Source organism: Enterobacter sp. Tr-810, from assembly GCF_011752765.1.
In the GTDB taxonomy this organism is placed as follows: domain Bacteria; phylum Pseudomonadota; class Gammaproteobacteria; order Enterobacterales; family Enterobacteriaceae; genus Enterobacter; species Enterobacter soli.
In genome coordinates this window covers 172,495-193,549 of the sequence record NZ_VWWW01000005.1, presented here as the reverse complement: position 1 = coordinate 193,549, position 21,055 = coordinate 172,495, and the positions used below count along the sequence as shown (strand labels likewise).

Genomic DNA, 21,055 nt, shown 5'->3' with positions numbered 1-21,055 from the left:
AACGCATCATGACAACCCTTCCAACCCGAACTTACTGGCTGCAACGCTGGGCCGCTCTTCTTCTCACCGGAGTCCTGGCAGGCCTTGGCGGGATGCTGCTCGCTCTACTGCTTCACGAAATTCAACACCTGGCCTACGGCTACAGCCGTGACAGCCTGACTGGCCCACAGACCTTTTTACAGGGCGTGACCGATGCCAGCGCCCGGCGCCGGTTTTTTGTGATTCTGAGCGCGGGTATCGTTGCCGGGTGCGGGTGGTGGTTGCTCGGTCGCTATGGCAAAAAACGCGTGAGCATCAGTGCCGCGGTAAAAGATCCCGGCAAACCCATGCCTGGCATCACCACCTTAATTCACGCCCTGCTGCAAATCATCACCGTGGCGATGGGCTCCCCGCTCGGACGAGAAGTTGCGCCACGGGAAGTGGGGTCGCTCTTTGCAGGCGGCGTCGCACGTTATCTGCGGCTTACCCCTACCGATATTCAACTGATGATTGCCTGCGGTGCCGGAGCCGGGCTTGCAGCGGTGTATAATGTTCCGCTGGCAGGTGCCGTATTTACCCTTGAAGTCCTGCTGGTCAGCTTTAGCTGGGACGCCGCGATTGCGGCAGTAGTCACATCAGCCCTGGCAGCCTGGATTGCCACCCTCGGGCTTGGCGATGAGCATCAGTATCGCTTCACCACCGAACTTGCCTCGACCTCGCTGGTTTTCTGGGGCGCGCTGTCCGGCCCGATAATGGGGGCCGCGGCCTTTCTTTTCCGCCGCCTCACGCAGCGGGCGCGCAGCAAAGTGCGCAGCAACTGGCAAATGCCCGTTTTCAGCCTGGTCGCCTTTGCCGCACTGGGCGCATTATCAATATGGTTCCCGCAGTTGCCCGGTAACGGCAAAGGCCCGACGCAGTTAACCCTCGACGGCAGTGTGACGCTGCAACTGGCGCTGGCGATTGTGTGCATCAAAATCTTTGTTATCTGGGCGGTATTACGTGGTGGTGCCGAAGGGGGTTTACTGACGCCTGGCCTGACGATTGGCGCGCTACTCGGTTCGCTGTTATTTATTGTATTGGGCAGACTATTTCCGGGCAGTGATATGGCCGGTTTTGCACTGACTGGCGCAGCAGGATTCCTGTCTGCCTCCATGCAAATGCCCGTGACGGCCATTACGCTGATGATGGAGTTTACCCGGATGGATCATAGTTTTTTAGTCCCGCTCGCGCTCTGTGTAACAGGTGCGTACATGACCAGCAGGCAGCTTGAATGCTGGCAAAAGAGTTGATTTTTTAATCACAAAAACAACGATTATTAAACGGAATTCGAATAATCACTCCATTTAATTGATAAGCATTATCATTGCGATTAGTGTTGCCTGGCAGATCCCGGATATTGGATATCAGGCAGCACCCGTAAAGGAACGTTAGAGGGATAAAACGATTCTGTTGTGTTGCATAAGGTTATCTGATGAATTCCAGCCTTGCCGCCAGCAATCAGTCTGGCGAAACTACTGTCGCGTTACATTACCGTAAAATTCTCGTCAGACGCTTCGCGCTGGCAGGCGTTCTGTTTACCCTCATTATTTGCTCACTGCTCCTTGATTTCACCATCGGGCCGTCTGGTATCTCCGTTTCTACGCTCTGGCATACGCTGGTCAATTCCGCCGCCGCCGATGCCGGCACACGCGTCATTGTCTGGGACATTCGTCTGCCATTTGCTCTGATGGCTATCGCGGTGGGTATGGCGCTGGGGCTTGCCGGGGCGGAAATGCAAACCATCCTGAATAACCCGCTCGCCAGCCCGTTTACGCTTGGCGTCTCTTCTGCCGCCTCATTTGGTGCCGCGCTGGCAATTGTGCTGGGTCTGGGTATTCCCGGCATTGCCGATAAGTGGTTTATTCCCGCCAATGCCTTTGTCTTTGCGCTGCTTGCCTGTTTTATTCTCGATGGCATCAGCCGCTGGACGAGGGTGGCAACCTCCGGCGTGGTGTTGTTTGGCATCGCGCTGGTGTTTACATTTAACGCCCTGATTTCCATCCTGCAATTTGTGGCCAGCGAAGATACCCTGCAAGGGCTGGTCTTCTGGACGATGGGCAGCCTGGCCCGCGCCTCCTGGGATAAGCTTGCCATTCTGGGCGTAGCGCTGGTGATTATTGTGCCGTTGTCGCTGAAAAACGCCTGGAAGCTTACCGCCCTGCGTCTGGGTGAAGATCGCGCCGTCAGCTTTGGTATCAACGTGAAAAAGCTGCGCATGACGACGTTGTTACGCATCAGCATTATCTCTGCCTTAACGGTGGCCTTCGTGGGGCCGGTCGGTTTTATTGGCCTGGTCGCGCCGCATATCTCGCGCATGATGTTCGGTGAAGATCACCGGTTTTACCTGCCCGGCAGTATGCTGATTGGCGCGCTGGTGCTCTCTCTGGCGTCAGTATTTTCCAAGAACATCGTTCCCGGCGTCATTATCCCCGTAGGCATTGTGACCTCACTGGTTGGCGTACCGTTCTTCCTTAGCATCATTATTCGTAACCGGGGGAACGTATGACCGACGGCCTTCGCGTACTCGACCTGCACACGGGTTATCGCAAGAAAAAGATCATTGATGGGTTAACGACTCCGCTACTCCCTCGCGGGAAAATAACCGCCCTGCTGGGGCCAAACGGCTCAGGCAAATCAACGCTGCTGCGTGCACTGGCTGACTTAAACCCCGCCGAGGGGAAACTGCTGCTTAACGGCGAAGACCTGATGACGCTGCCATCGGCAAAGCGGGCGCAAAAGGTGGTTTACCTGCCGCAGTCTTTACCTCAGGGCGTGCATCTGCACGCGCTGGAATCGGTGATTGTGGCGAAACGGGCCAGCGGTAATAGCGCGGGCCATAACGTTGAGCAGGAAGCCTATTCCATTCTCGACAAGTTGGGCGTTGCGCATCTGGCAATGAGCTTCCTTGACCAGCTTTCTGGCGGGCAGAAACAGCTGATAGGCCTGGCCCAGTCGCTGATCCGCGAGCCGGATTTACTGTTGCTGGATGAACCCTTAAGCGCGCTGGATCTTAACTACCAGTTTCATGTGATGGATATCGTTGCCCGGGAAACGCGGCAACGCAATATCGTCACCGTTGTGGTTATCCACGACATCAATATTGCGCTGCGCCACGCCGAATATGCCCTGATGCTCAAAAGCGGCGAGCTGATTGCCAGTGGAGTGCCTGGCGAAGTGGTCACGCCAGCCAGCCTGGCGCGCGTGTATGGCGTGGATGGTCGGGTTGAATACTGTTCCCGTGGGCTACCGCATGTGGTGGTCGACGGATTAACACCATAAGAAAAAAGAAGACGGGGAAAACATGACGCTAAAAAAAATCATCGCTGCCGCAGGCGGTCTGGCACTGTTGCTTTCGCCACTGCTCGCCCAGGCGCAGAACTGGCCGGTGACGGTGAAGGATCTTGATAACCGCTCAGTAACCATTGAGCACGAGCCGCAGCGCATCATTTTGCAGGATGGTCGCGACATTTTCACCCTTGCCCTGCTGGAGCGCGACAACCCGTTCGCCAAAGTGGTGGCGTGGAACAACCTGCCGAAAAAACAGGACACCGAAACCTGGAACGTGCTGAAGCGTAAATGGCCGGAAGCAGAAAAGATCCTCGACATGAAGTTTTCCGACCAGGGAAATGTGGATCTGGAAACGGTGATCTCCCGCCAGCCTGACCTGATGATCGCCCAGCTTCGCGCTAAACCGTCGCTGGTGCAGACCGGCGTGCTGGCGAAGCTTGAGGCGCTGCATATCCCGGTAGTCTTCGTCGACTACGAACTGCATCCGGTGCAGAACACTCTGCCGAGCATTGCTTTACTGGGCAAGGTCATGGGCCAGACCGACCGCGCGCAGGCGTATATCGATTTCTATCAACAGCGTCTGGATAAAATCCACCAGCGCCTGGCGAACGTCAGCAAAAAGCCGCTGGTCTTTATCGAACCTATCGCGGGTGTCGGCGGGCTGGATAACGGCTGCTGCTTCACTCACGCGCGCAACGGCTGGGGTGGGCTGGTTGAAGCCGCTGGCGGCACGAACATTGGCTCACAGCTGCTGCCAGGGGCTACCGGTAATATTTCCGTGGAAAAAATTATCTCCCTGAACCCGGATTACTACCTGATGACCGGCTCTAAACGCCCGGGTAAAGGCACGGCGATTATCCCGTTTGGCTATAACGTACCGGCAGGCGACGTAGCAACGGCGTTTAATGCCTTAGTGGCGCGCCAGGGTGTTGCCAGCATTCCGGCGGTAGCTGCCGGCCATACCGGGGCGCTCTACCATCACTTCTATAACAACCCGTACAACATCGTGGCGATTGAGACACTGAGCAAAATCTTCTATCCAACGCTGTTTAAGGATGTTGACCCGCTGGCGGATTACCACGCGATCATCACAAACTTCACCCACATCCCGGATGACAACATCGTCCTGAGCTATACCCCTTCGCACTAACAAAAAGCCGGGCATCCGCCCGGCTTTTTGCGTTTCATCAACCTAATCTCAACAACGCCCACGCAAGCATTGTCATCGCTACACCTTTCCAGGACACTCGTTATGCAAAATAATATATAACGAGATAATTTTATGGCTAATGGAAAAATGAAGTACGCCCTGGCAGCGGTTGCGCTGCTGCAAATGTCGTCCGTGGCGCTGGCGAAAGACATCCGCGTGACCTACGCCGGTTCAATGGGCAAGGTTATGGATCAGGGCTTAGGCCCGGCCTTCGCCAAAGCAGACAACGGTGAATACCAGGGTCAGGGCCAGGGTGCGTACGGGATGGCGCGCCTGCTGGCAAGCCACAAAATCGAGGCCGACGTGTTCGTCTCTATCACCCCTGGGCCCATGCAGATCCTCAAAGACGCCGGGCTGATTGACGATGCCGTACCGGTTGCCAGCACCAGCATGGTGGTGGCCTACAGTCCGAAGGGCAAACACGCGGCTCAGTTTGAACAAGCCAGCCAGAAAAAAGATGGCTCCTGGCTGAATCTGCTGGCGCAAAAAGATGTCTCTTTTGGCCGCACCGATCCGTATGTTGATCCGAAAGGCCAGAATATTGTCTTCACCCTGATGCTGGCCGAGAAGTACTACAACATGCCAGGCATCGCCGATAAGGTCTTAGGCTCACTGCAAAACCCGGAGCAAACCCATCAGGAAGGCGGTCTGTTAGCGCGCCTTGAAAGCGGCCAGGTGGATGCTGCGGCAGGCTATGAAAGTGAAGTCCGCTCTGCACATCTGCCGTATGTCGCCCTGCCGGACGAAATTAACCTGAGCAACCCGGCCATGGCGAAGCAATGGTATGACACCGTCAGCTTCACTATTAAGGACAGTAAAGGCCAGGATCAGGTACTCCATACTCAGCCAATGGTGTTCTACGCAGCGGTACTGAAAAACGCGCCAAACGGTGTGGAACAAGGGCAGAAGTTCGTCACCTTTATGCAGAGCGCAGAAGGCCAGAAAGTCTTCAAAACGTTCGGTTACGCTGCACCGAAAGGAGATAGCGTATACGCCCGCTAAGACGTCCGGGCTGGGTCGCGGGCTGGCTTTCACTGCCCGCGATGCTGTTGCTCTGCATTCCCTTCATTACGCTTGTGAGCGTCACGCCGTGGCGGCACTTGCAGCTGGCCTGGCGGGACGACAATGCCATTGCCGTATCGATGGGGCTTGGCATTCTGGCGCTGGCGATAATCATCATTATTGGCATTCCGGTGGCATGGTGGCTTTCTCAGGCCACCGGGCGCAGGCGGATCATTGGCGAACTGCTGGTGATGATCCCGCTGCTCACTCCGCCGCTGGCGATGGGGATTTTGCTGGTATCGGCGTTCGGGCCCTACGGAGTGTTTGGCCGGTGGCTGTCGCTGCTTGGCGCAACACTGGTAAACAATCCTGCCGCCTTTGTGCTGGCGCAGGTTTATGGCGCATTGCCTTACTTTATCGTGGTGGCGCGTTCGGCCTTCGCAACGGTGCCTAAAAATATTCTCGAAGCGGGGCAAACGCTGGGGGCGTCGGGCTGGAATCGCTTTCGCTTTCTGACCCTGCCGCTGGCCCTGCCCGGCCTTGCGTCAGCAACCACGCTTGCCTGGGTACGTGCCGTGGGCGAGTTTGGCATCGTGATGATTTTTGCGTACTTCCCGCAGGGAATACCGGTGAAACTCTACACCAACCTGCAAAACGACGGTGTGGACGCCGTATATACCCTGCTGTGGATGCTGCTTATCGTGACGCTTCCCCTGCCGATGCTCTGCTTTGTGCTGGGCAAACGGGCAGCAAGGGAGCGAAAGCAGGTTTAACGGGCCAGCACTGGCGCTTCAACCGGTTTCTGACGCAGCCAGAAACCTAACACCAGCCCCATCACCGAGAGCGCCAGGACATACCAGGCAGGTGCCATCGGCGAGACGCCCATCAGCACCGTCACGGCAATGGGCGTCAACCCGCCGAAGATGGCATAAGAAACGTTATACGAGAATGAAATACCGGTGAAGCGCACTTCCGGCGGGAAGGCGCGCACCATCACATACGGCACAGCACCCACGACGCCAACGCATAATCCCACCACGCCGTACAGCAAGAACAGCTGCTCAGGATGGCTTCCCGCAAGATGGTAGAACGCCCAGCTTGACGCGGCCAGAAGCAGGCTGCCAACGATAAAGGTCAGGCTGGCGCCAATCCGGTCAACGGCAAGTCCGGCGGCGAGACAGCCGAAGCAGAGCATAATGGTGGCGATACTGTTGGCCTGAAGCGTTACCGCAGGCGCAAAGCCGTACTGTTTTTGCAGCCAGACCGGAGACATCAAAATCACCACCACAATGCCCGCCGACAACAGCCAGGTCAGCAGCATCGAGACCACAACCGCTTTCTTATGACGCACCACCACCGCTTTTACCGGTAGCTCCTGAGCCAGCGCTTTACGCTGCTGCATTTCGAGGAAGATAGGTGTTTCCTGCAACCAGCGGCGCAGATACATTGCCACCAGACCAAAGGCCCCGCCCAGCAGGAACGGAATTCGCCAGCCCCAGTCGTGAACAGCCTGCTGCGTCATGCTGGTGTTGATAATCGTCGCGACAACCGAACCCAGCAGTATCCCAACGGTCAACCCTGCGGTTAACGTCCCGCAGGCAATACCGATACGACGCGCCGGGACATGTTCTGCCACAAACACCCATGCGCCAGGCACTTCACCGCCAATTGCGGCGCCCTGAAGGATTCGCATCAGCAACAGCAGCAGAGGAGCAACAAGGCCCATCGAGGCATAGGTTGGCAGCAGGCCGATGGCAAGCGTCGGTACGGCCATCAGCAGAATGCTGAGCGTAAACATCTTCTTACGCCCGACCAGATCGCCAAAGTGGGCCATCACAATGCCGCCCAGCGGACGCGCAAGATACCCGGCCGCAAAAATGCCAAAGGTTTGCACCTGGCGCAGCCACTCAGGGATATCAGCCGGGAAGAACAGCTCCCCCACCACGGCGGCGAAGAAGACAAAGATGATGAAATCATAAAACTCCAGCGCCCCGCCAAGAGCAGCAAGAGTGAGCGTTTTATAATCCTGTCGGTTCAGAGGTCGGGTGTTATGTGACATAGCGTGCCATGTGTTCAGAGTAGTGGAATTATATTTACGGCGATCGTAAAGAAAAAATTACTATACCGTAAATCTATCTGCACGCTATCCTGGCTGTAGCTAATGTCACATATTTGTTAATTTCAGGAGATTGTTTCGCGACGTGCGCTTTTAGGGCGAAATGCTGCTACAACTTTGGCATCGGTTTCCACATAAGGGCCATCCAGCAGCTGTATACAATACGGTACACTTGCGAAGATCCCATGCACGACCACGCTGCCATCTTCGGCTTTTACCCCTTCCAGCGTCTCTTTGATCGATTTCGGCTGGCCCGGCAGGTTCAGGATCAATGCCTGCTTGCGGATCACGCCCACCTGGCGGGAGAGGATAGCCGTTGGCACAAAGTGCAGGCTTATCTGACGCATCTGTTCACCAAAGCCCGGCATTTCACGGTCGGCAATCGCCAGAGTGGCATCCGGGGTAACGTCGCGGCGCGCAGGGCCAGTACCGCCTGTGGTCAGCACCAGGTGGCAACTCATCTCATCCACCAGCTCGCACAGCGTCTGCTCAATGATCGGCTGTTCGTCAGGGATTAAACGGGTCTGGATTTCAAACGGGGTGGTCAGCACACTGCCCAGCCACTCTTCCAGAGCGGGGATGCCTTTGTCCTGATAAACACCGCTGGAGGCGCGGTCAGAAATCGACACTAAGCCGATGCGTAAGGTATTCATATCCATTCCATTCAAAAAGTACTGATTAAAGGGAATGATACACGCAGAGGGGAGATTCAGACAGGGTACAAAAGAAGTAGCGTGACCGGGAGCCCGGCCACGCGCAATGATTACAGCAGGTCGCCGATCATTTTTTCCAGTTTACCCTGGTCTACTGCAAACTTACGGATACCGTCCGCCAGTTTGTCTACAGCCATTGGGTCCTGGTTGTGCTGCCACAGGAACTCGGATTCAGTGATGCGCTCTGGGCGTGCTTTCACTTCACCGGTGTAGGACAGTTTACGCTCCAGCGCGCCTTCGCTTTCTGCCAGCTCTTTCAGCAGAGCAGGTGCGATAGTCAGGCGGTCACAGCCAGCCAGCTCGATGATTTCACCGACGTTACGGAAGCTTGCGCCCATAACCACAGTCTCGTAGCCGTGCTGTTTGTAGTATTCGTAGATTTCAGTCACAGAAACCACGCCTGGATCTTCAGCAGGTGCATACTCTTTCTTGTCGGTGTTGGCTTTGTACCAGTCCAGAATACGGCCCACGAACGGAGAAATCAGGTACACGCCTGCTTCCGCACATGCACGTGCCTGCGCGAAGGAGAACAGCAGCGTCAGGTTACAGTTGATGCCGTCTTTTTCCAGCTGCTCAGCAGCGCGGATGCCCTGCCAGGTAGAAGCCAGTTTGATCAGGATACGGTCGTTGCTGATGCCAGCATCGTTGTACATTTTGATCAGGCGTTTTGCTTTCGCGATTGACGCTTCGGTGTCGTAGGACAGACGCGCATCAACTTCAGTAGAGATACGACCCGGAACCAGTTTCAGGATTTCCAGACCGATGTTTACAGCCAGTTTGTCAGTTGCATCCACAACCTGCTGCGCGCGATCGTTGCTCTGGCCTTTCGCCCAGGTCACAGCGTCGTCGATCAGTTTGCGATACTCAGGGATCTGCGCGGCGTTAAGGATCAGAGAAGGGTTAGTTGTGGCATCCTGCGGCTGGTACAACTTCATTGCCGCGATATCTCCGGTGTCAGCTACTACAGTGGTGAACTGACGAAGGGAGGTTAATTTATCCGTCATGATAGTGTTTCTCTTTTAACGTGCCCTGGATAATTCACACTACCGACAGCTTGCCAGCAGCGGAAAAATGACAGGTTTACTTGTTAGGGGGATGTAACCGGTCTGCCTCTGATGATAACACGGTGGAAAGGTAGCGCAACCGCAGACAGTGCGCTTAGCCATAGTATGATAAACTCGGAATATTAACAGCGTGCTAAGTAACAGCATGGTCAATCAGTGGTAGCGCTTACATATTCACATTGGCATCAACAAGAGGGACGTTAATGCCTGATTTTCTCTCATTTATCAACGAAATCCTCTGGGGTTCGATAATGATATACCTGCTGCTGGGAGCAGGTATATGGTTTACGCTGCGCAGCGGTTTTATCCAGTTTCGTTATATTCGCAAGTTTGGCAAAAGTCTGAAAAACAGTATCACCCCGCAACCGGGAGGATTAACGTCGTTCCAGGCGCTGTGTACCAGCCTTGCGGCTCGGGTTGGCAGTGGCAACCTGGCGGGCGTGGCGCTGGCGATTAGCGCCGGCGGCCCCGGCGCGGTGTTCTGGATGTGGGTCACGGCGATTATCGGCATGGCGACCTCTTTTGCCGAATGCTCCCTCGCCCAGCTCTACAAAGAGAAGGACAAAAGCGGCCAGTTTCGCGGTGGCCCGGCGTGGTATATGGCCCGGGGACTGGGAATGCGCTGGATGGGCGTGCTGTTTTCTGTCTTTTTGCTCATCGCCTACGGGCTGATTTTCAACACCGTGCAGGCCAACTCCGTGGCCCATGCGATGCGTTACGCCTTCCAGTGCCCGGAATGGTTAACAGGCGCGGCGCTGGCGATTTTCATTTTGCTGACCATCACCACGGGTCTGAAGGGTGTTGCCCGTCTGATGCAATGGCTGGTACCGATAATGGCACTTCTGTGGGTAGCGGCAAGCCTGTTCGTGGTGGCCACGCACCTCAGCATGGTGCCGAAAGTGATTACGACTATTTTCCAGAGTGCCTTCGGCTGGCGGGAAGCGGCCTCTGGCGCCCTGGGTTATACCATTAGCCAGGCGCTGACGGCAGGCTTTCAGCGGGGAATGTTCTCGAACGAAGCCGGTATGGGGTCAACGCCAAATGCCGCCGCCACCGCGGCGTCCTGGCCCCCTCACCCCGCTGCGCAAGGTATCGTGCAGATGATTGGCGTGTTCACGGATAGCATTATTATTTGCTCCGCCAGCGCCATGATTGTGCTGCTGGCAGGCCCAATGTCGCACACGCCCGGGGCCGCGGGCATTCAACTGGTTCAGCAGGCGCTGGTGAATCTTTCTGGCAGTTGGGGGGCAGGTTTTGTCTCGGTTATTGTTATCCTGTTTGCCTTCAGCTCGATAGTCGTCAATTACCTCTATGCCGAGAACAACCTCATTTTCCTCAGGCGTGACTCGCGCGGTACTCTGTGGCTGCTACGTATCGGGGTCGTGTTGATGGTGATGGCGGGCTCTTTACTCAGCCTGCCGCTGGTCTGGCAGCTGGCCGATGTCATTATGGCGCTGATGGCGATCACTAACCTGACGGCTATTTTGCTGCTCTCTCCGGTGGTTACGCTTATCGCCCGCGATTACCTTCGCCAGCGCAAGCTTGGCGTTCAGCCGGTGTTTGATGCCTCGCGCTACCCCGAAATTGAAGCGCAAATCGCCCCGGGCAGCTGGGATGATTTGCCCCGGCGATAACAGCTATCGATCAATTCAGGGCGATTTTTTGCTAAAGTCGCTCTAAATTTCCTGCAAGGACTGGATATGCTGATTCTGATTTCACCTGCAAAAACGCTCGATTACCAGAGCCCTCTTGCCACTGAGCGTTATACCCAGCCTGAACTGCTGGACTATTCGCAACAGCTGATTCATGAGGCTCGTAAGCTCTCTGCGCCACAAATTGCCACGCTGATGAGCATCAGCGACAAACTCGCCGATCTGAACGCCACGCGTTTTCACGAATGGCACCCGGATTTCACCCCGACCAATGCGCGCCAGGCGCTGCTGGCCTTCAAAGGTGATGTTTATACCGGTTTACAGGCGGAAGAGTTTAGCGAAGCCGATTTCGATTTTGCCCAGCAGCACCTGCGTATGCTCTCTGGCCTGTATGGCGTGCTGCGCCCGCTGGATCTGATGCAACCATATCGCCTGGAGATGGGTATCCGCCTGGAAAATGCCAAAGGTAAAGACCTGTACCATTTCTGGGGCGATATCATTACCGACAAACTGAATGCGGCGTTACACGCGCAGGGCGATAACATCGTGATCAACCTGGCCTCCGATGAGTACTACAAATCGGTGAAGCCGAAAAAGCTGGATGCCCAAATTATCAAGCCTGTCTTCCTGGATGAGAAAAACGGCAAGTTTAAAGTGATCAGCTTCTACGCCAAGAAAGCGCGCGGGTTGATGAGCCGCTTTATTATTCAAAACCGTCTGACAAAGCCCGAACAACTCACCGGGTTTAACAGCGAAGGGTATTTCTTTGACGAAGAAGCGTCAGGGAAAGGCGAGATGGTGTTTAAACGTCACGAGCAGTAAAGCAAAACCCCCGCCAGATGGCGGGGGTTTTTAATTAGTGGTGCTTCCACTCTGGCCCTGGGCCACGGTCGTCGTGGCGGTCATCATGACGATCATCGTGACGGTCGCGGTGATCATCATGATCGCGATGCTCATCATGCGGGCGCCAGTGGTTATCACGCCAGTCATAGTGCGCCTTCCACCAGTCATGGTCGCGCCAGCGGCCACCATCCCAGTAGTGTCCGTTGTTATCCTGGTCGCCAATTTGCAGTTTTACCGCAGGCACGAGTGTGATTTCAGCTGCCTGTACCGCCATGGGAGCGACCAGCATCAGTGAAAGCGCGATGAGTGCAGGTTTCAGTTTAGACATAGGTGACTCCTTATTATTCTTGCCCAACGTGGGCCGATGTAAGGAGATTACGTGAGGGGAACCGGGGTTGTTATTCTCTGCAATCCTAATCTCTGAGCGACCGCATTTAGTGGGAATTCCTGCATTTTTACTGCTTATTTTCTCCTTAATTTCTCCATAAAAAAGCCGGGTGGCGGCTTCGCTCACCCGGCCTCGGTTCAGTGCTGCTATTGCCGGGTGGCGCTGCGCTTACCCGGCCTACGTTCAGAGCAGTTGTAGGTCGGGTAAGGCGTAGCCGCCACCCGACAAAAATCACGCTCGGGTCATCATCAACTTACGCAGCGCGGCAAAGTCCGCTGGCAGTTCGTGAGACAGCAGCGGCAGGTCGGCGCGATCCGCCAGCTCTTTTGGCAGCGGCAGGGTTTCACCCAGAATCTCTTCCACGCTCTCTTTGAACTTCGCCGGATGCGCGGTCCCCAGGAACAGACCATATTCGCCCGGGTTCAGCTGGTCGCGTAGCGCGCGGTAAGCGATAGCGGCGTGCGGCTCAGAGGTATACCCCACCGCTTTCAGCTCACGCATGGTGGCTTTGGTGGTTTCATCCGTCACCGCGGCATAGCCGAGATCGCCCAAACGCCACACTTTACGGCGGAACAGCTCTTCCACACGCGGCCAGTTGTTTGGCTGGCTGACGTCCATGGCGTTAGACAGCGTTGCCTGGGTCGCGTTTGGCGCCCATTTGCCGTCTTCCAGGAAGCGCGGCACGGTGTCGTTCGCGTTGGTTGCTGCGATAAAGCGCTTCACCGGCAGGCCCAGAGATTTCGCCAGCAGACCAGCCGTCAGGTCGCCAAAGTTACCGCTTGGGACAGAGATCACCAGCTGGTTACGGGCTTCCTGCGGCAGTTGCGCGACGGCTTCGAAGTAGTAGCAAATCTGCGCCAGCAGGCGGCTGATGTTGATGGAGTTCGCCGAGTTCAAACCCAGAGCGACTTTCAACTCTTCATCATCGAAAGCTTGTTTAACCAGCGCCTGACAAGCATCAAAATCGCCGTCAATCGCTACCGTTTCGATGTTACCGCCAAGGGTACAGAACAGTTTTTCCTGAAGCGGGCTGATTTTACCTTTCGGATACAAGATAACGACGCGGACATTTTTCAGGCCATAGAACGCATGGGCCACAGCGGCGCCTGTATCACCAGAGGTCGCGGTCAGAATGGTCACCGGTTTGTCGCCACTGATGTGCGTCAGCATCTGCGCCATAAAGCGGCCGCCGAAGTCTTTAAAGGCCAGAGTCGGGCCGTGGAACAGCTCAAGGCAGCCCACATCAGGCTCTACGTGGTTAACCGGCGCCGGGAAGGCGAACGCCGCACGCACACGCTCTTCCAGCAGCTCTTGCGGGATTTCGTCGCCGATAAACGCAGACAGGATTTTGGCGCTGCGGGTGACAAAGTCTTGCTTCAGCAGTTCATCGATATCGGTCAGCGGAAATTCCGGCAGGTCGTGGGGGAAAAACAGCCCCTGGTTTTTGCCCAGGCCCTGCGTTACCGCCTGTGCGAAGCTGACCTGCTCGTTATGATCTTTAAGGTTGTAGAGTTTCATTATTTATCCCAGTACTCGTGCGCCAGCCGTGTCCAGACGGCAAATATGAACAAAGCCTTCCTGATTTTGCAGGTAGTGTTTAGAGAGCCAGTCCGCCACGCGCTGCGCGGTGTCTGGGTTATCGCATAATGCGAACAGCGTCGGGCCAGAGCCGGAGATACCGCACGCCTGCGCGCCGATATCCAGCGATGCCTGGCGCGCTTCGTTAAAGCCAGGCAGCAGTTTGGTGCGATACGGTTCGGCGATCACATCTTTCATCAATTTTGCCGCAAGCTGCGGCTGACGGGTGTAACAGGCATGAATAAAGCCAGCCAGATGACGCCCGTGAGCAATACAGTCCTGACGACGGTACTGCGCAGGCAGGATCGCGCGCGCTTCTGCGGTCGAGACTTTAATACCTGGATAAGCCAGCACCCACAGCCATTCATCAAACCCTGGCACCTGCTGGCTGATGATGCCATTTTCTTCAATCATCAACTGCATTCCACCAAGGAAACACGGCGCGACGTTGTCATAGTGAATGCTGCCGGAGATACGCCCTTCCAGCTCGCCCATTAACCCCAGCAGACGATTATTGTTCAGCGGTTTGCCGCAGTGTTCATTCATGGCCACCAGGGCAGCCACCACCGAACACGCGCTCGAGCCAAGCCCGGAGCCAATCGGCATACTTTTTTCCAGCGTCATGGCGACCGGCACGTTTTTACCGATCTCCTGACAGAATCTTTCCCAGCACTGATAAACGATGTTTTCGCGCGGGTCGGCCGGAAGCTTGTTGGCAAAACGGCCCACGTTATTCAGGCTAAAACTGTCAGCCGTCTCAACCGTCACCGTATCGCCCAGCAGCGAGCCATCAACCGGCGTTACCGCCGCACCCAGCACATCAAATCCGACGCTCATATTGGCGCTGGAAGCCGGGGCATAAACTTTCACCATGTTAAACTCCTAACTTCCATGACAGGGTACGAAGCAGGTCGGCAAATACGCCCGCAGCTGTAACATCGTTCCCCGCGCCATAACCGCGAAGCACCAACGGTAATGGCTGATAATAGTGGCTGTAAAACGCCAGGGCGTTCTCGCCGTTTTTGACTTTGAATAGCGGATCGTTGCCATCTACTTCAGCAATCTTCACGCGGCAAACGCCGTCATCTTCAATGTTGCCAACATAGCGCAATACCTTACCCTCATCACGGGCTTTCGCAACACGCGCAGCAAATGCATCATCAAGTTGCGGCAGACGGGCCATAAAGGTGCTGACATCGCCGCTGTCATCAAATTCTGCCGGCAACACAGGTTCAATCACGATATCTGAAAGTTCCAGCTCGCGTCCGGTTTCACGAACCAGGATCAGCAGCTTACGCGCCACGTCCATTCCGGAAAGGTCATCGCGCGGATCCGGCTCGGTGTAGCCCAGCTCACGCGCCGCACGCGTCGCTTCCGACAGGCTCATGCCTTCATCCAGCTTACCGAAGATAAACGACAACGAACCAGAAAGGATGCCAGAGAAACGTTGCAGTTCATCACCGGCGTTCAGCAGGTTTTGCAGGTTCTCGATAACCGGCAGCCCTGCGCCCACGTTGGTATCGTAGAGGAACTTGCGGCGTGACTTGCTCGCCGCCAGACGCAGCTGATGGTAATAATTCATCGACGAGGTGTTGGCCTTTTTGTTCGGCGTGACCACGTGGAATCCTTCACGCAGGAAGTCAGCGTATTGATCCGCTACGGCCTGATTCGAGGTACAGTCAACAATCACCGGGTTTAGCAGGTGATACTCTTTCACCAGGCGGATCAGACGCCCCAGGTTGAAAGGCTCTTTTGCATCACTCAGCTCGCCCTGCCAGTTTTCCAGATTCAGGCCGTGGACGTTGGTCAACAGGGCTTTCGAGTTCGCGATACCGCAAACGCGCAAATCAATATGTTTCTTCTTTAGCCATGCCTGCTGACGCTTTACCTGCTCCAGCAGCGCGCCGCCAACACCGCCCACGCCAATCAGGAACAGCTCAATCACCTGATCGGTGTTGAACAGCATCTGGTGGACAACGCGAACGCCGGTGGTGGCATCATCATTATCAACCACCACGGAGATGGAGCGCTCTGACGAACCCTGAGCAATCGCCACGATGTTGATATTGGCGCGCGCCAGCGCCGCAAAGAATTTGGCGGAAATGCCGCGCAGGGTACGCATCCCATCACCCACCACGGAGATAATGGCCAGACGCTCCTGGATGGACAGCGGCTCCAGCAACTCTTCTTTCAGCTCCAGATAGAATTCGTCTTCCAGCGCACGACGAGCGCGCAGGCAGTCGCCCTGAGGCACACAGAAGCTGATGCTGTACTCGGAAGAGGATTGGGTAATCAACACAACGGAAATACCATTGCGCGACATTGCCGCGAACACACGAGCCGCCATGCCAACCATGCCTTTCATGCCCGGGCCGGACACGCTGAACATCGCCATGTTGTTCAGATTAGAAATGCCTTTCACCGGCAGGCCGTCTTCGTCAGTGCTCGCACCAATCAGCGTACCTGGCGCTTGCGGGTTACCGGTATTTTTAATCAGGCAAGGGATCTGGAACTGGGCAATCGGAGAGATGGTACGCGGGTGAAGCACTTTGGCGCCGAAGTAGGACAGCTCCATGGCTTCCTGATACGACATCGATTTAAGCAATCTGGCATCAGGAACCTGGCGCGGGTCGCAGGTATAAACGCCGTCGACGTCAGTCCAGATTTCGCAACAGTCGGCGCGTAAACAGGCCGCCAGCACGGCAGCAGAGTAATCAGAGCCGTTACGCCCCAGCACCACCAGCTCGCCCTTCTCGTTCCCGGCGGTAAAACCGGCCATCAGGATCATGTGGTCAGACGGAATTTTGCTTGCGGCAATACGGCGGGTAGATTCGGCAATATCAACAGTAGATTCGAGGTAATGACCTACTGCCAGCAGTTTTTCGACTGGGTCGATAACCGTGACGTTATGACCGCGCGCTTCCAGCAGACCCGCCATAATGGCGATGGAGAGCTTCTCGCCGCGGCAGATCAATGCCGCATTGATGCCATCCGGGCACTGACCCAGCAGGCTGATGCCGTGCAGGACATGTTTGATCTGGGCAAATTCATGTTCGACGAAGGCTTTCAGCTGCGCGAGCGGGAAGCCAGGCTGCGCATCGGCCAGCCCCTGAAGCAGCTCGGCGAAGATCCGCTCTGCGTCACTCATGTTCGGGAGTGCATCCTGGCCACCGATGGTTTTTTCAATCATCGCCACCAGGTGATTTGTGATTTTCGCCGGGGCAGAGAGCACGGTTGCAACCTGCCCCTGCCTGGCGTTGCTTTCCAGGATATCGGCAACACGCAGAAAACGTTCTGCATTTGCCACTGATGTACCGCCGAACTTCAACACTCGCATGGGATTACCTCGTTTCCTATAGCCGAAAAAAAAGCCCGCACTGTTTAGGTGCGGGCTTTTTTTTGTTTTTCCTGTACGCGTCAGCCCGCATCGTTACCTGTGGTAATGATGATGGTTGTGGTAATGGTAGTGATGCTGATGCGTTTCATGGATGTTGTGTACTCTGTAATTATTATCTGTCTGTGCTGTATTCTTTTAGGGTTAAAGGATCGGGCCCCTTAAGTCAATGAATTTTTAATTTGATCACAATTCGGGACACTCTCGTCTCCCGCTGCTTGCAGATTTATTTTCATCCGATTCTCCCGAATGCAACCCTTCCAGACAGACACATTCGCCATAGTAAAAACTTATGACAGCATTTTACTCGGCTAATTTTTTTTCAATATCATGAAGCAAACGATGCAACATTGCTGTGTCTCGCTGCTCAAGACGCCCCAGACGCTGATGCAACCAGTCAGCCATTTTTTGATCGTCGGCCACGTCCAGTGCCGTTAACAAATTCTGCAAACGGGCGCGTAACGCCATCAGCTGATTTTCATCGGTGCCCGTTATCTGAGCCGGTGTGGTTTGCATTAAGGATGCTAATTGATAGCAGTAGACCATTACCGCCTGCCCTAAATTCAGCGACGGATAATCAGCAACCATCGGCACCCCGGTCAGTACATCGGCCAGATCCAGCTCTTCGTTGGTTAATCCCGAATCTTCGCGGCCAAACACCAGCGCCGCTTTCGTCAGCCATTCGCTTTTTTCAGCCAGCAATGGCACCAGTTCGGCTGGTGTCGCGTAGTAATGAAACTTCGCCCGGCTGCGCGCGGTGGTCGCAACGGTGAAGGAAATGTCGTGCAGCGCATCCGCCAGAGTGTCGTAAGTCGTTATATTATCGATAATATCGCCTGATCCATGTGCAACCCAACGGGTTGCGGGTTCCAGGTGCGCCGTGCTGTCCACAATACGCAAATCGGTAAAACCCATGGTCTTCATGGCACGCGCCGCAGCGCCTATATTTTCTGCTCTTGCTGGGGCTACCAGCACAATCGACAGATGCATTTATGCTCTCTTTTTAATCAGTTAGCGGGTAAAAATGTGATGCACTTCAACATATTACGCAGCACGAATTTACAAATTTGCAACACAAATCACCGAAATAGCGTTTCTTAACAAATTAAAATCGCTAAACTATTTTGTGACTGAACAATCAGTTAGAATGTTAACAGAACCCTCTTATCCTTATGTTTTGTAATGATAATGGCCGTGTGAATACCCTTTAATGATTGGATTCGTGTTGTTTATCAATCAATGTCCGCAACTAGTTGGTTTATTGAAAAATTGTGACAAAGGCTAGCATTCAGATACGATGATTTCATCAAACTGTTAACGTGCTACAATTGAACTTGATATATGTCAACGAAGCGTAGTTTTATTGGGTGTCCGGTGTCACTTAGCCTGTTATGTTGCTGTTAAAATGGTTAGGATGACAGCCGTTTTTGACACTGTCGGGTCCAAAGGGAAAGTACCCACGACCAAGCTAATGATGTTGTTGACGTTGATGGAAAGTGCATCAAGAACGCAATTACGTACTTTAGTCACGTTAGGCCGGTCATGTTAATTTGCGACATGCATCAGGCAGGTCAGGGACTTTTGTACTTCCTGTTTCGATTTAGTTGGCAATTTAGGTAGCAAACATGCAGACCCCGCACATTCTTATCGTTGAAGACGAGTTGGTAACACGCAACACGTTAAAGAGCATTTTCGAAGCAGAAGGCTACGATGTCTTTGAAGCGACCGATGGCGCAGAGATGCATCAGATCCTTTCTGAAAATGATATCAACCTGGTCATTATGGATATCAACCTGCCGGGCAAAAACGGCCTTCTTCTGGCGCGCGAACTGCGTGAACAGGCGAACGTTGCGTTAATGTTCCTGACAGGCCGTGACAACGAAGTTGATAAAATTCTTGGCCTGGAAATCGGTGCGGATGACTATATCACCAAACCGTTTAATCCTCGCGAGTTAACCATTCGTGCACGCAACTTGCTGTCCCGCACCATGAACCTGGGTACGGTCAGCGAAGAGCGTCGTAGCGTAGACAGCTACAAATTTAATGGCTGGGAACTCGATATCAACAGCCGTTCCCTGATCAGCCCGAACGGTGAGCAGTACAAGCTGCCGCGCAGTGAATTCCGCGCCATGCTGCACTTCTGCGAAAACCCAGGCAAGATCCAGTCCCGTGCTGAGCTGCTGAAGAAAATGACCGGTCGCGAGCTGAAGCCTCATGACCGTACCGTCGATGTGACTATCCGTCGTATTCGTAAACACTTCGAATCAACGCCAGATACACCAGAAATCATCGCCACCATCCATGGTGAAGGCTATCGTTTCTGCGGTGACTTACAGGAGTGATCCTGTACATAACGAATTAAAAAACGGCGCTTAACGCGCCGTTTTTTTATTTCCAGATCCGCATTGCTTCATCATCCGGCTCTGCGGGCGGCTTCGGATGCTTAGGTTGAGAAAGCGAGTACCAGTCGAAGTGGCGCGTCAGGTACATCACCGCGAACAGTGCGAGCGCCAGAACCGCAGACCCCAACAGCAGCGCGCTGTCTTCTGAACGCAGCAGGAACCACATCACCATATCCAGCCCCAGCAATGCCAGGACAAACACCCCGCTTCTCTGCCAGCTTTTCAGTACCGCCTGCAAATACATCCCGTTCATCGCCGCCCCCACCAGGCTTGCAATAATCCATGCGGGGCCAAACCCGACATGTTCAGACAAGGCAAGCAGCACCAGATAGAACAGGACCAGTGAGAGCCCCACCAGCAGGTACTGCATCGGATGCAGACGCAGACCGGTTAAGGTTTCGAAGACAAAGAAGGCCATAAACGTCAGCACAATCAGCAAAATAGCGTACTTCACGGCACGGTCGGTCAATTGGTATTGATCCGCAGGCGTAGCAACCGTGACGCTGAAGGCCGGAATGCCGCGCCATTCGGGTGACGGTTGTTCGCTAAACCAGTTCTCCATATTGTTTGCAAACCAACTGCTCTGCCAGTTCGCCTGGAAACCCGTTTCGCTAATCGTGTGCTTAACCGGCAGGTAATCACCCATAAATCCCGGATGCGGCCAGTTGCTGGTAAGCGTCAATTCACTGTTACGACCGACCGGCACCACGGCAAAACTGCCGGTTCCTGCCAGATTCAGTGACATCTCCAGCGTAAAGGTTTTCGCTTCCAGCGCTTTATCCGTCAGCGGGATATGGATACCGGAAAGTGCCCCGTAAACGCCCGAACCCGGCTCAACGCTCAGCGTCTCACCGTTAATTTTTGACACCTTCACCGTACCAATTCCGCGAGAATCCCCAACCCCGACCATGATAAATGGCTGTCCGAGGGTCATGGTTTCCCCTTTCAGCTGCGCCATTTTTTCTGTTGAGAATTGCACTTTGATTTTCAGATCCGTATTCCAGATCTGCCCGTCATAAATGCCGATGCTCCGGGACTCAACATGCTGATTGCCATCAACAAGCAGGGACTCCGGCAAAATGAAATGCAGATAACTTTTCTTGTATTCAACCTGCTTCTCATCTTCAAGCTTGTAAAAAATCTCCGTTACCGGAATGGCAATCAGCGGGCCAACCAGTTTTTGTGGTCCGCTAGTGCTTTGGCGAAGGGTATTTTCAACGTCATTGCGGTAGCTCTCGCGCTCCGAAATCAGGTTACTGACCATAAACAGCGGAACTAACAGCAGCAGGATGCACCCCAGCAGGGTGCTTACTTTCCAGAACAGGGGGGATTTCATCATTACGTCTCCTTTGTGATGAAGAGAGCGTAACGAGGCTATGTGGGGCCA

At 54.6% G+C, this 21,055-nt stretch carries 20 protein-coding genes and 1 other annotated feature; of the genes, 9 read left to right on the top strand and 11 right to left on the bottom strand.

All coding sequences use genetic code 11. The annotated features are described in order from the left end of the window. The first annotated feature begins 8 nt into the window (after window positions 1-8). The 6 genes from F3J30_RS15740 (at window position 9) to F3J30_RS15715 (ending at window position 6,291) form a co-directional block, all read left to right on the top strand. Window positions 9-1,268: a chloride channel protein gene (locus tag F3J30_RS15740; protein WP_166717844.1), complete on the top strand. Its 1,260-nt coding sequence runs from the start codon at window positions 9-11 to the stop codon at window positions 1,266-1,268. A 182-nt stretch (window positions 1,269-1,450) separates the two neighbouring features. Next, window positions 1,451-2,524, top strand: coding sequence for an iron ABC transporter permease (locus F3J30_RS15735; protein WP_166717843.1), 1,074 nt, complete (start codon window positions 1,451-1,453; stop codon window positions 2,522-2,524). Then, on the top strand, window positions 2,521-3,297 hold the full coding sequence (locus tag F3J30_RS15730) for an ABC transporter ATP-binding protein (protein WP_014068837.1): 777 nt from the start codon (window positions 2,521-2,523) through the stop codon (window positions 3,295-3,297). Before F3J30_RS15735 ends, F3J30_RS15730 begins: the two co-directional genes overlap by 4 nt. A 22-nt stretch (window positions 3,298-3,319) precedes the next feature. Next, entirely contained in the window at window positions 3,320-4,456 is a 1,137-nt protein-coding gene (locus F3J30_RS15725) for an ABC transporter substrate-binding protein (RefSeq protein ID WP_166717842.1), read from the top strand. Window positions 4,457-4,603: 147 nt separating this feature from the next. Further along, window positions 4,604-5,518: an extracellular solute-binding protein gene (locus F3J30_RS15720; protein ID WP_166717935.1), complete on the top strand. Its 915-nt coding sequence runs from the start codon at window positions 4,604-4,606 to the stop codon at window positions 5,516-5,518. A 41-nt stretch (window positions 5,519-5,559) separates the two neighbouring features. Continuing rightward, complete coding sequence (locus F3J30_RS15715; RefSeq protein WP_166717841.1) at window positions 5,560-6,291, top strand: ABC transporter permease subunit; 732 nt, start codon at window positions 5,560-5,562, stop codon at window positions 6,289-6,291. Here F3J30_RS15715 and F3J30_RS15710 read toward each other — a convergent pair. From F3J30_RS15710 to tal, 3 genes are all read right to left on the bottom strand, one after another. Beyond that, window positions 6,288-7,577 (bottom strand): MFS transporter, encoded by a 1,290-nt coding sequence (locus F3J30_RS15710; RefSeq protein ID WP_014068833.1) that lies wholly within the window; start codon window positions 7,575-7,577, stop codon window positions 6,288-6,290. The genes F3J30_RS15715 and F3J30_RS15710 overlap by 4 nt on opposite strands. A gap of 122 nt (window positions 7,578-7,699) precedes the next feature. Further along, window positions 7,700-8,287, bottom strand: coding sequence for a molybdopterin adenylyltransferase (gene mog / locus F3J30_RS15705; protein WP_166717840.1), 588 nt, complete (start codon window positions 8,285-8,287; stop codon window positions 7,700-7,702). Window positions 8,288-8,397: 110 nt separating this feature from the next. Then, complete coding sequence (gene tal / locus F3J30_RS15700) at window positions 8,398-9,351, bottom strand: transaldolase (RefSeq protein WP_014068831.1); 954 nt, start codon at window positions 9,349-9,351, stop codon at window positions 8,398-8,400. A 263-nt stretch (window positions 9,352-9,614) separates the two neighbouring features. On the opposite strand from tal, the gene F3J30_RS15695 reads away from it, so the two are divergent. Both F3J30_RS15695 and yaaA read left to right on the top strand, forming a co-directional pair. Beyond that, window positions 9,615-11,045, top strand: coding sequence for a sodium:alanine symporter family protein (locus F3J30_RS15695; protein ID WP_166717839.1), 1,431 nt, complete (start codon window positions 9,615-9,617; stop codon window positions 11,043-11,045). Window positions 11,046-11,111: 66 nt separating this feature from the next. Further along, window positions 11,112-11,885 carry a peroxide stress protein YaaA gene (gene yaaA / locus F3J30_RS15690; RefSeq protein ID WP_014068829.1) on the top strand — a complete coding sequence of 258 codons (774 nt, stop codon included), beginning with the start codon at window positions 11,112-11,114 and terminating at the stop codon, window positions 11,883-11,885. A gap of 34 nt (window positions 11,886-11,919) precedes the next feature. On the opposite strand, the gene F3J30_RS15685 is transcribed toward yaaA, so the two are convergent. The 7 genes from F3J30_RS15685 to yjjY all read right to left on the bottom strand — a co-directional run bounded on the left by F3J30_RS15685 (window position 11,920) and on the right by yjjY (window position 18,796). Next, window positions 11,920-12,234 (bottom strand): DUF2502 domain-containing protein, encoded by a 315-nt coding sequence (locus F3J30_RS15685; protein ID WP_014068828.1) that lies wholly within the window; start codon window positions 12,232-12,234, stop codon window positions 11,920-11,922. Between the two features lie 291 nt (window positions 12,235-12,525). Continuing rightward, window positions 12,526-13,812: a threonine synthase gene (gene thrC / locus F3J30_RS15680; protein WP_166717838.1), complete on the bottom strand. Its 1,287-nt coding sequence runs from the start codon at window positions 13,810-13,812 to the stop codon at window positions 12,526-12,528. Between the two features lie 3 nt (window positions 13,813-13,815). Beyond that, window positions 13,816-14,745, bottom strand: coding sequence for a homoserine kinase (thrB, locus tag F3J30_RS15675; protein WP_014068826.1), 930 nt, complete (start codon window positions 14,743-14,745; stop codon window positions 13,816-13,818). A 1-nt stretch (window position 14,746) separates the two neighbouring features. Then, window positions 14,747-17,209 carry a bifunctional aspartate kinase/homoserine dehydrogenase I gene (thrA, locus tag F3J30_RS15670; protein WP_014068825.1) on the bottom strand — a complete coding sequence of 821 codons (2,463 nt, stop codon included), beginning with the start codon at window positions 17,207-17,209 and terminating at the stop codon, window positions 14,747-14,749. A gap of 24 nt (window positions 17,210-17,233) precedes the next feature. After that, window positions 17,234-17,351 (bottom strand) — a sequence feature (Thr leader region). Beyond that, complete coding sequence (gene thrL, locus F3J30_RS15665; protein WP_015572623.1) at window positions 17,290-17,358, bottom strand: thr operon leader peptide; 69 nt, start codon at window positions 17,356-17,358, stop codon at window positions 17,290-17,292. Its footprint overlaps the feature before it by 62 nt. A gap of 211 nt (window positions 17,359-17,569) precedes the next feature. Continuing rightward, window positions 17,570-18,256, bottom strand: coding sequence for a tRNA/rRNA methyltransferase (locus tag F3J30_RS15660; protein ID WP_166717837.1), 687 nt, complete (start codon window positions 18,254-18,256; stop codon window positions 17,570-17,572). Window positions 18,257-18,655: 399 nt separating this feature from the next. After that, window positions 18,656-18,796 carry a protein YjjY gene (yjjY, locus tag F3J30_RS15655; RefSeq protein WP_001541509.1) on the bottom strand — a complete coding sequence of 47 codons (141 nt, stop codon included), beginning with the start codon at window positions 18,794-18,796 and terminating at the stop codon, window positions 18,656-18,658. A 95-nt stretch (window positions 18,797-18,891) separates the two neighbouring features. Between yjjY and arcA the strand changes: the two genes are divergently transcribed. Beyond that, window positions 18,892-19,608: a two-component system response regulator ArcA gene (gene arcA / locus F3J30_RS15650; RefSeq protein ID WP_003856501.1), complete on the top strand. Its 717-nt coding sequence runs from the start codon at window positions 18,892-18,894 to the stop codon at window positions 19,606-19,608. Between the two features lie 46 nt (window positions 19,609-19,654). Here the strand turns inward: arcA and creD are convergent, their stop codons facing one another. After that, window positions 19,655-21,007, bottom strand: coding sequence for a cell envelope integrity protein CreD (gene creD / locus F3J30_RS15645; protein ID WP_166717836.1), 1,353 nt, complete (start codon window positions 21,005-21,007; stop codon window positions 19,655-19,657). Between the last annotated feature and the right edge of the window lie 48 nt (window positions 21,008-21,055).

Bases quoted from the DNA above. Each gene is read 5' to 3' on its own strand.
- F3J30_RS15740 (WP_166717844.1), top strand. From the start codon at position 9: ATGACAACCCTTCCAACCCGAACTTACTGGCTGCAACGCTGGGCCGCT.
- F3J30_RS15685 (WP_014068828.1), bottom strand. From the start codon at position 12,234: ATGTCTAAACTGAAACCTGCACTCATCGCGCTTTCACTGATGCTGGTC.
- thrC (WP_166717838.1), bottom strand. From the start codon at position 13,812: ATGAAACTCTACAACCTTAAAGATCATAACGAGCAGGTCAGCTTCGCA.
- thrB (WP_014068826.1), bottom strand. From the start codon at position 14,745: ATGGTGAAAGTTTATGCCCCGGCTTCCAGCGCCAATATGAGCGTCGGA.
- F3J30_RS15725 (WP_166717842.1), top strand. From the start codon at position 3,320: ATGACGCTAAAAAAAATCATCGCTGCCGCAGGCGGTCTGGCACTGTTG.
- F3J30_RS15720 (WP_166717935.1), top strand. From the start codon at position 4,604: ATGAAGTACGCCCTGGCAGCGGTTGCGCTGCTGCAAATGTCGTCCGTG.
- yaaA (WP_014068829.1), top strand. From the start codon at position 11,112: ATGCTGATTCTGATTTCACCTGCAAAAACGCTCGATTACCAGAGCCCT.
- F3J30_RS15730 (WP_014068837.1), top strand. From the start codon at position 2,521: ATGACCGACGGCCTTCGCGTACTCGACCTGCACACGGGTTATCGCAAG.
- thrA (WP_014068825.1), bottom strand. From the start codon at position 17,209: ATGCGAGTGTTGAAGTTCGGCGGTACATCAGTGGCAAATGCAGAACGT.
- F3J30_RS15660 (WP_166717837.1), bottom strand. From the start codon at position 18,256: ATGCATCTGTCGATTGTGCTGGTAGCCCCAGCAAGAGCAGAAAATATA.
- F3J30_RS15695 (WP_166717839.1), top strand. From the start codon at position 9,615: ATGCCTGATTTTCTCTCATTTATCAACGAAATCCTCTGGGGTTCGATA.
- F3J30_RS15710 (WP_014068833.1), bottom strand. From the start codon at position 7,577: ATGTCACATAACACCCGACCTCTGAACCGACAGGATTATAAAACGCTC.
- arcA (WP_003856501.1), top strand. From the start codon at position 18,892: ATGCAGACCCCGCACATTCTTATCGTTGAAGACGAGTTGGTAACACGC.
- F3J30_RS15715 (WP_166717841.1), top strand. From the start codon at position 5,560: ATGCTGTTGCTCTGCATTCCCTTCATTACGCTTGTGAGCGTCACGCCG.
- creD (WP_166717836.1), bottom strand. From the start codon at position 21,007: ATGATGAAATCCCCCCTGTTCTGGAAAGTAAGCACCCTGCTGGGGTGC.
- mog (WP_166717840.1), bottom strand. From the start codon at position 8,287: ATGAATACCTTACGCATCGGCTTAGTGTCGATTTCTGACCGCGCCTCC.
- F3J30_RS15735 (WP_166717843.1), top strand. From the start codon at position 1,451: ATGAATTCCAGCCTTGCCGCCAGCAATCAGTCTGGCGAAACTACTGTC.
- tal (WP_014068831.1), bottom strand. From the start codon at position 9,351: ATGACGGATAAATTAACCTCCCTTCGTCAGTTCACCACTGTAGTAGCT.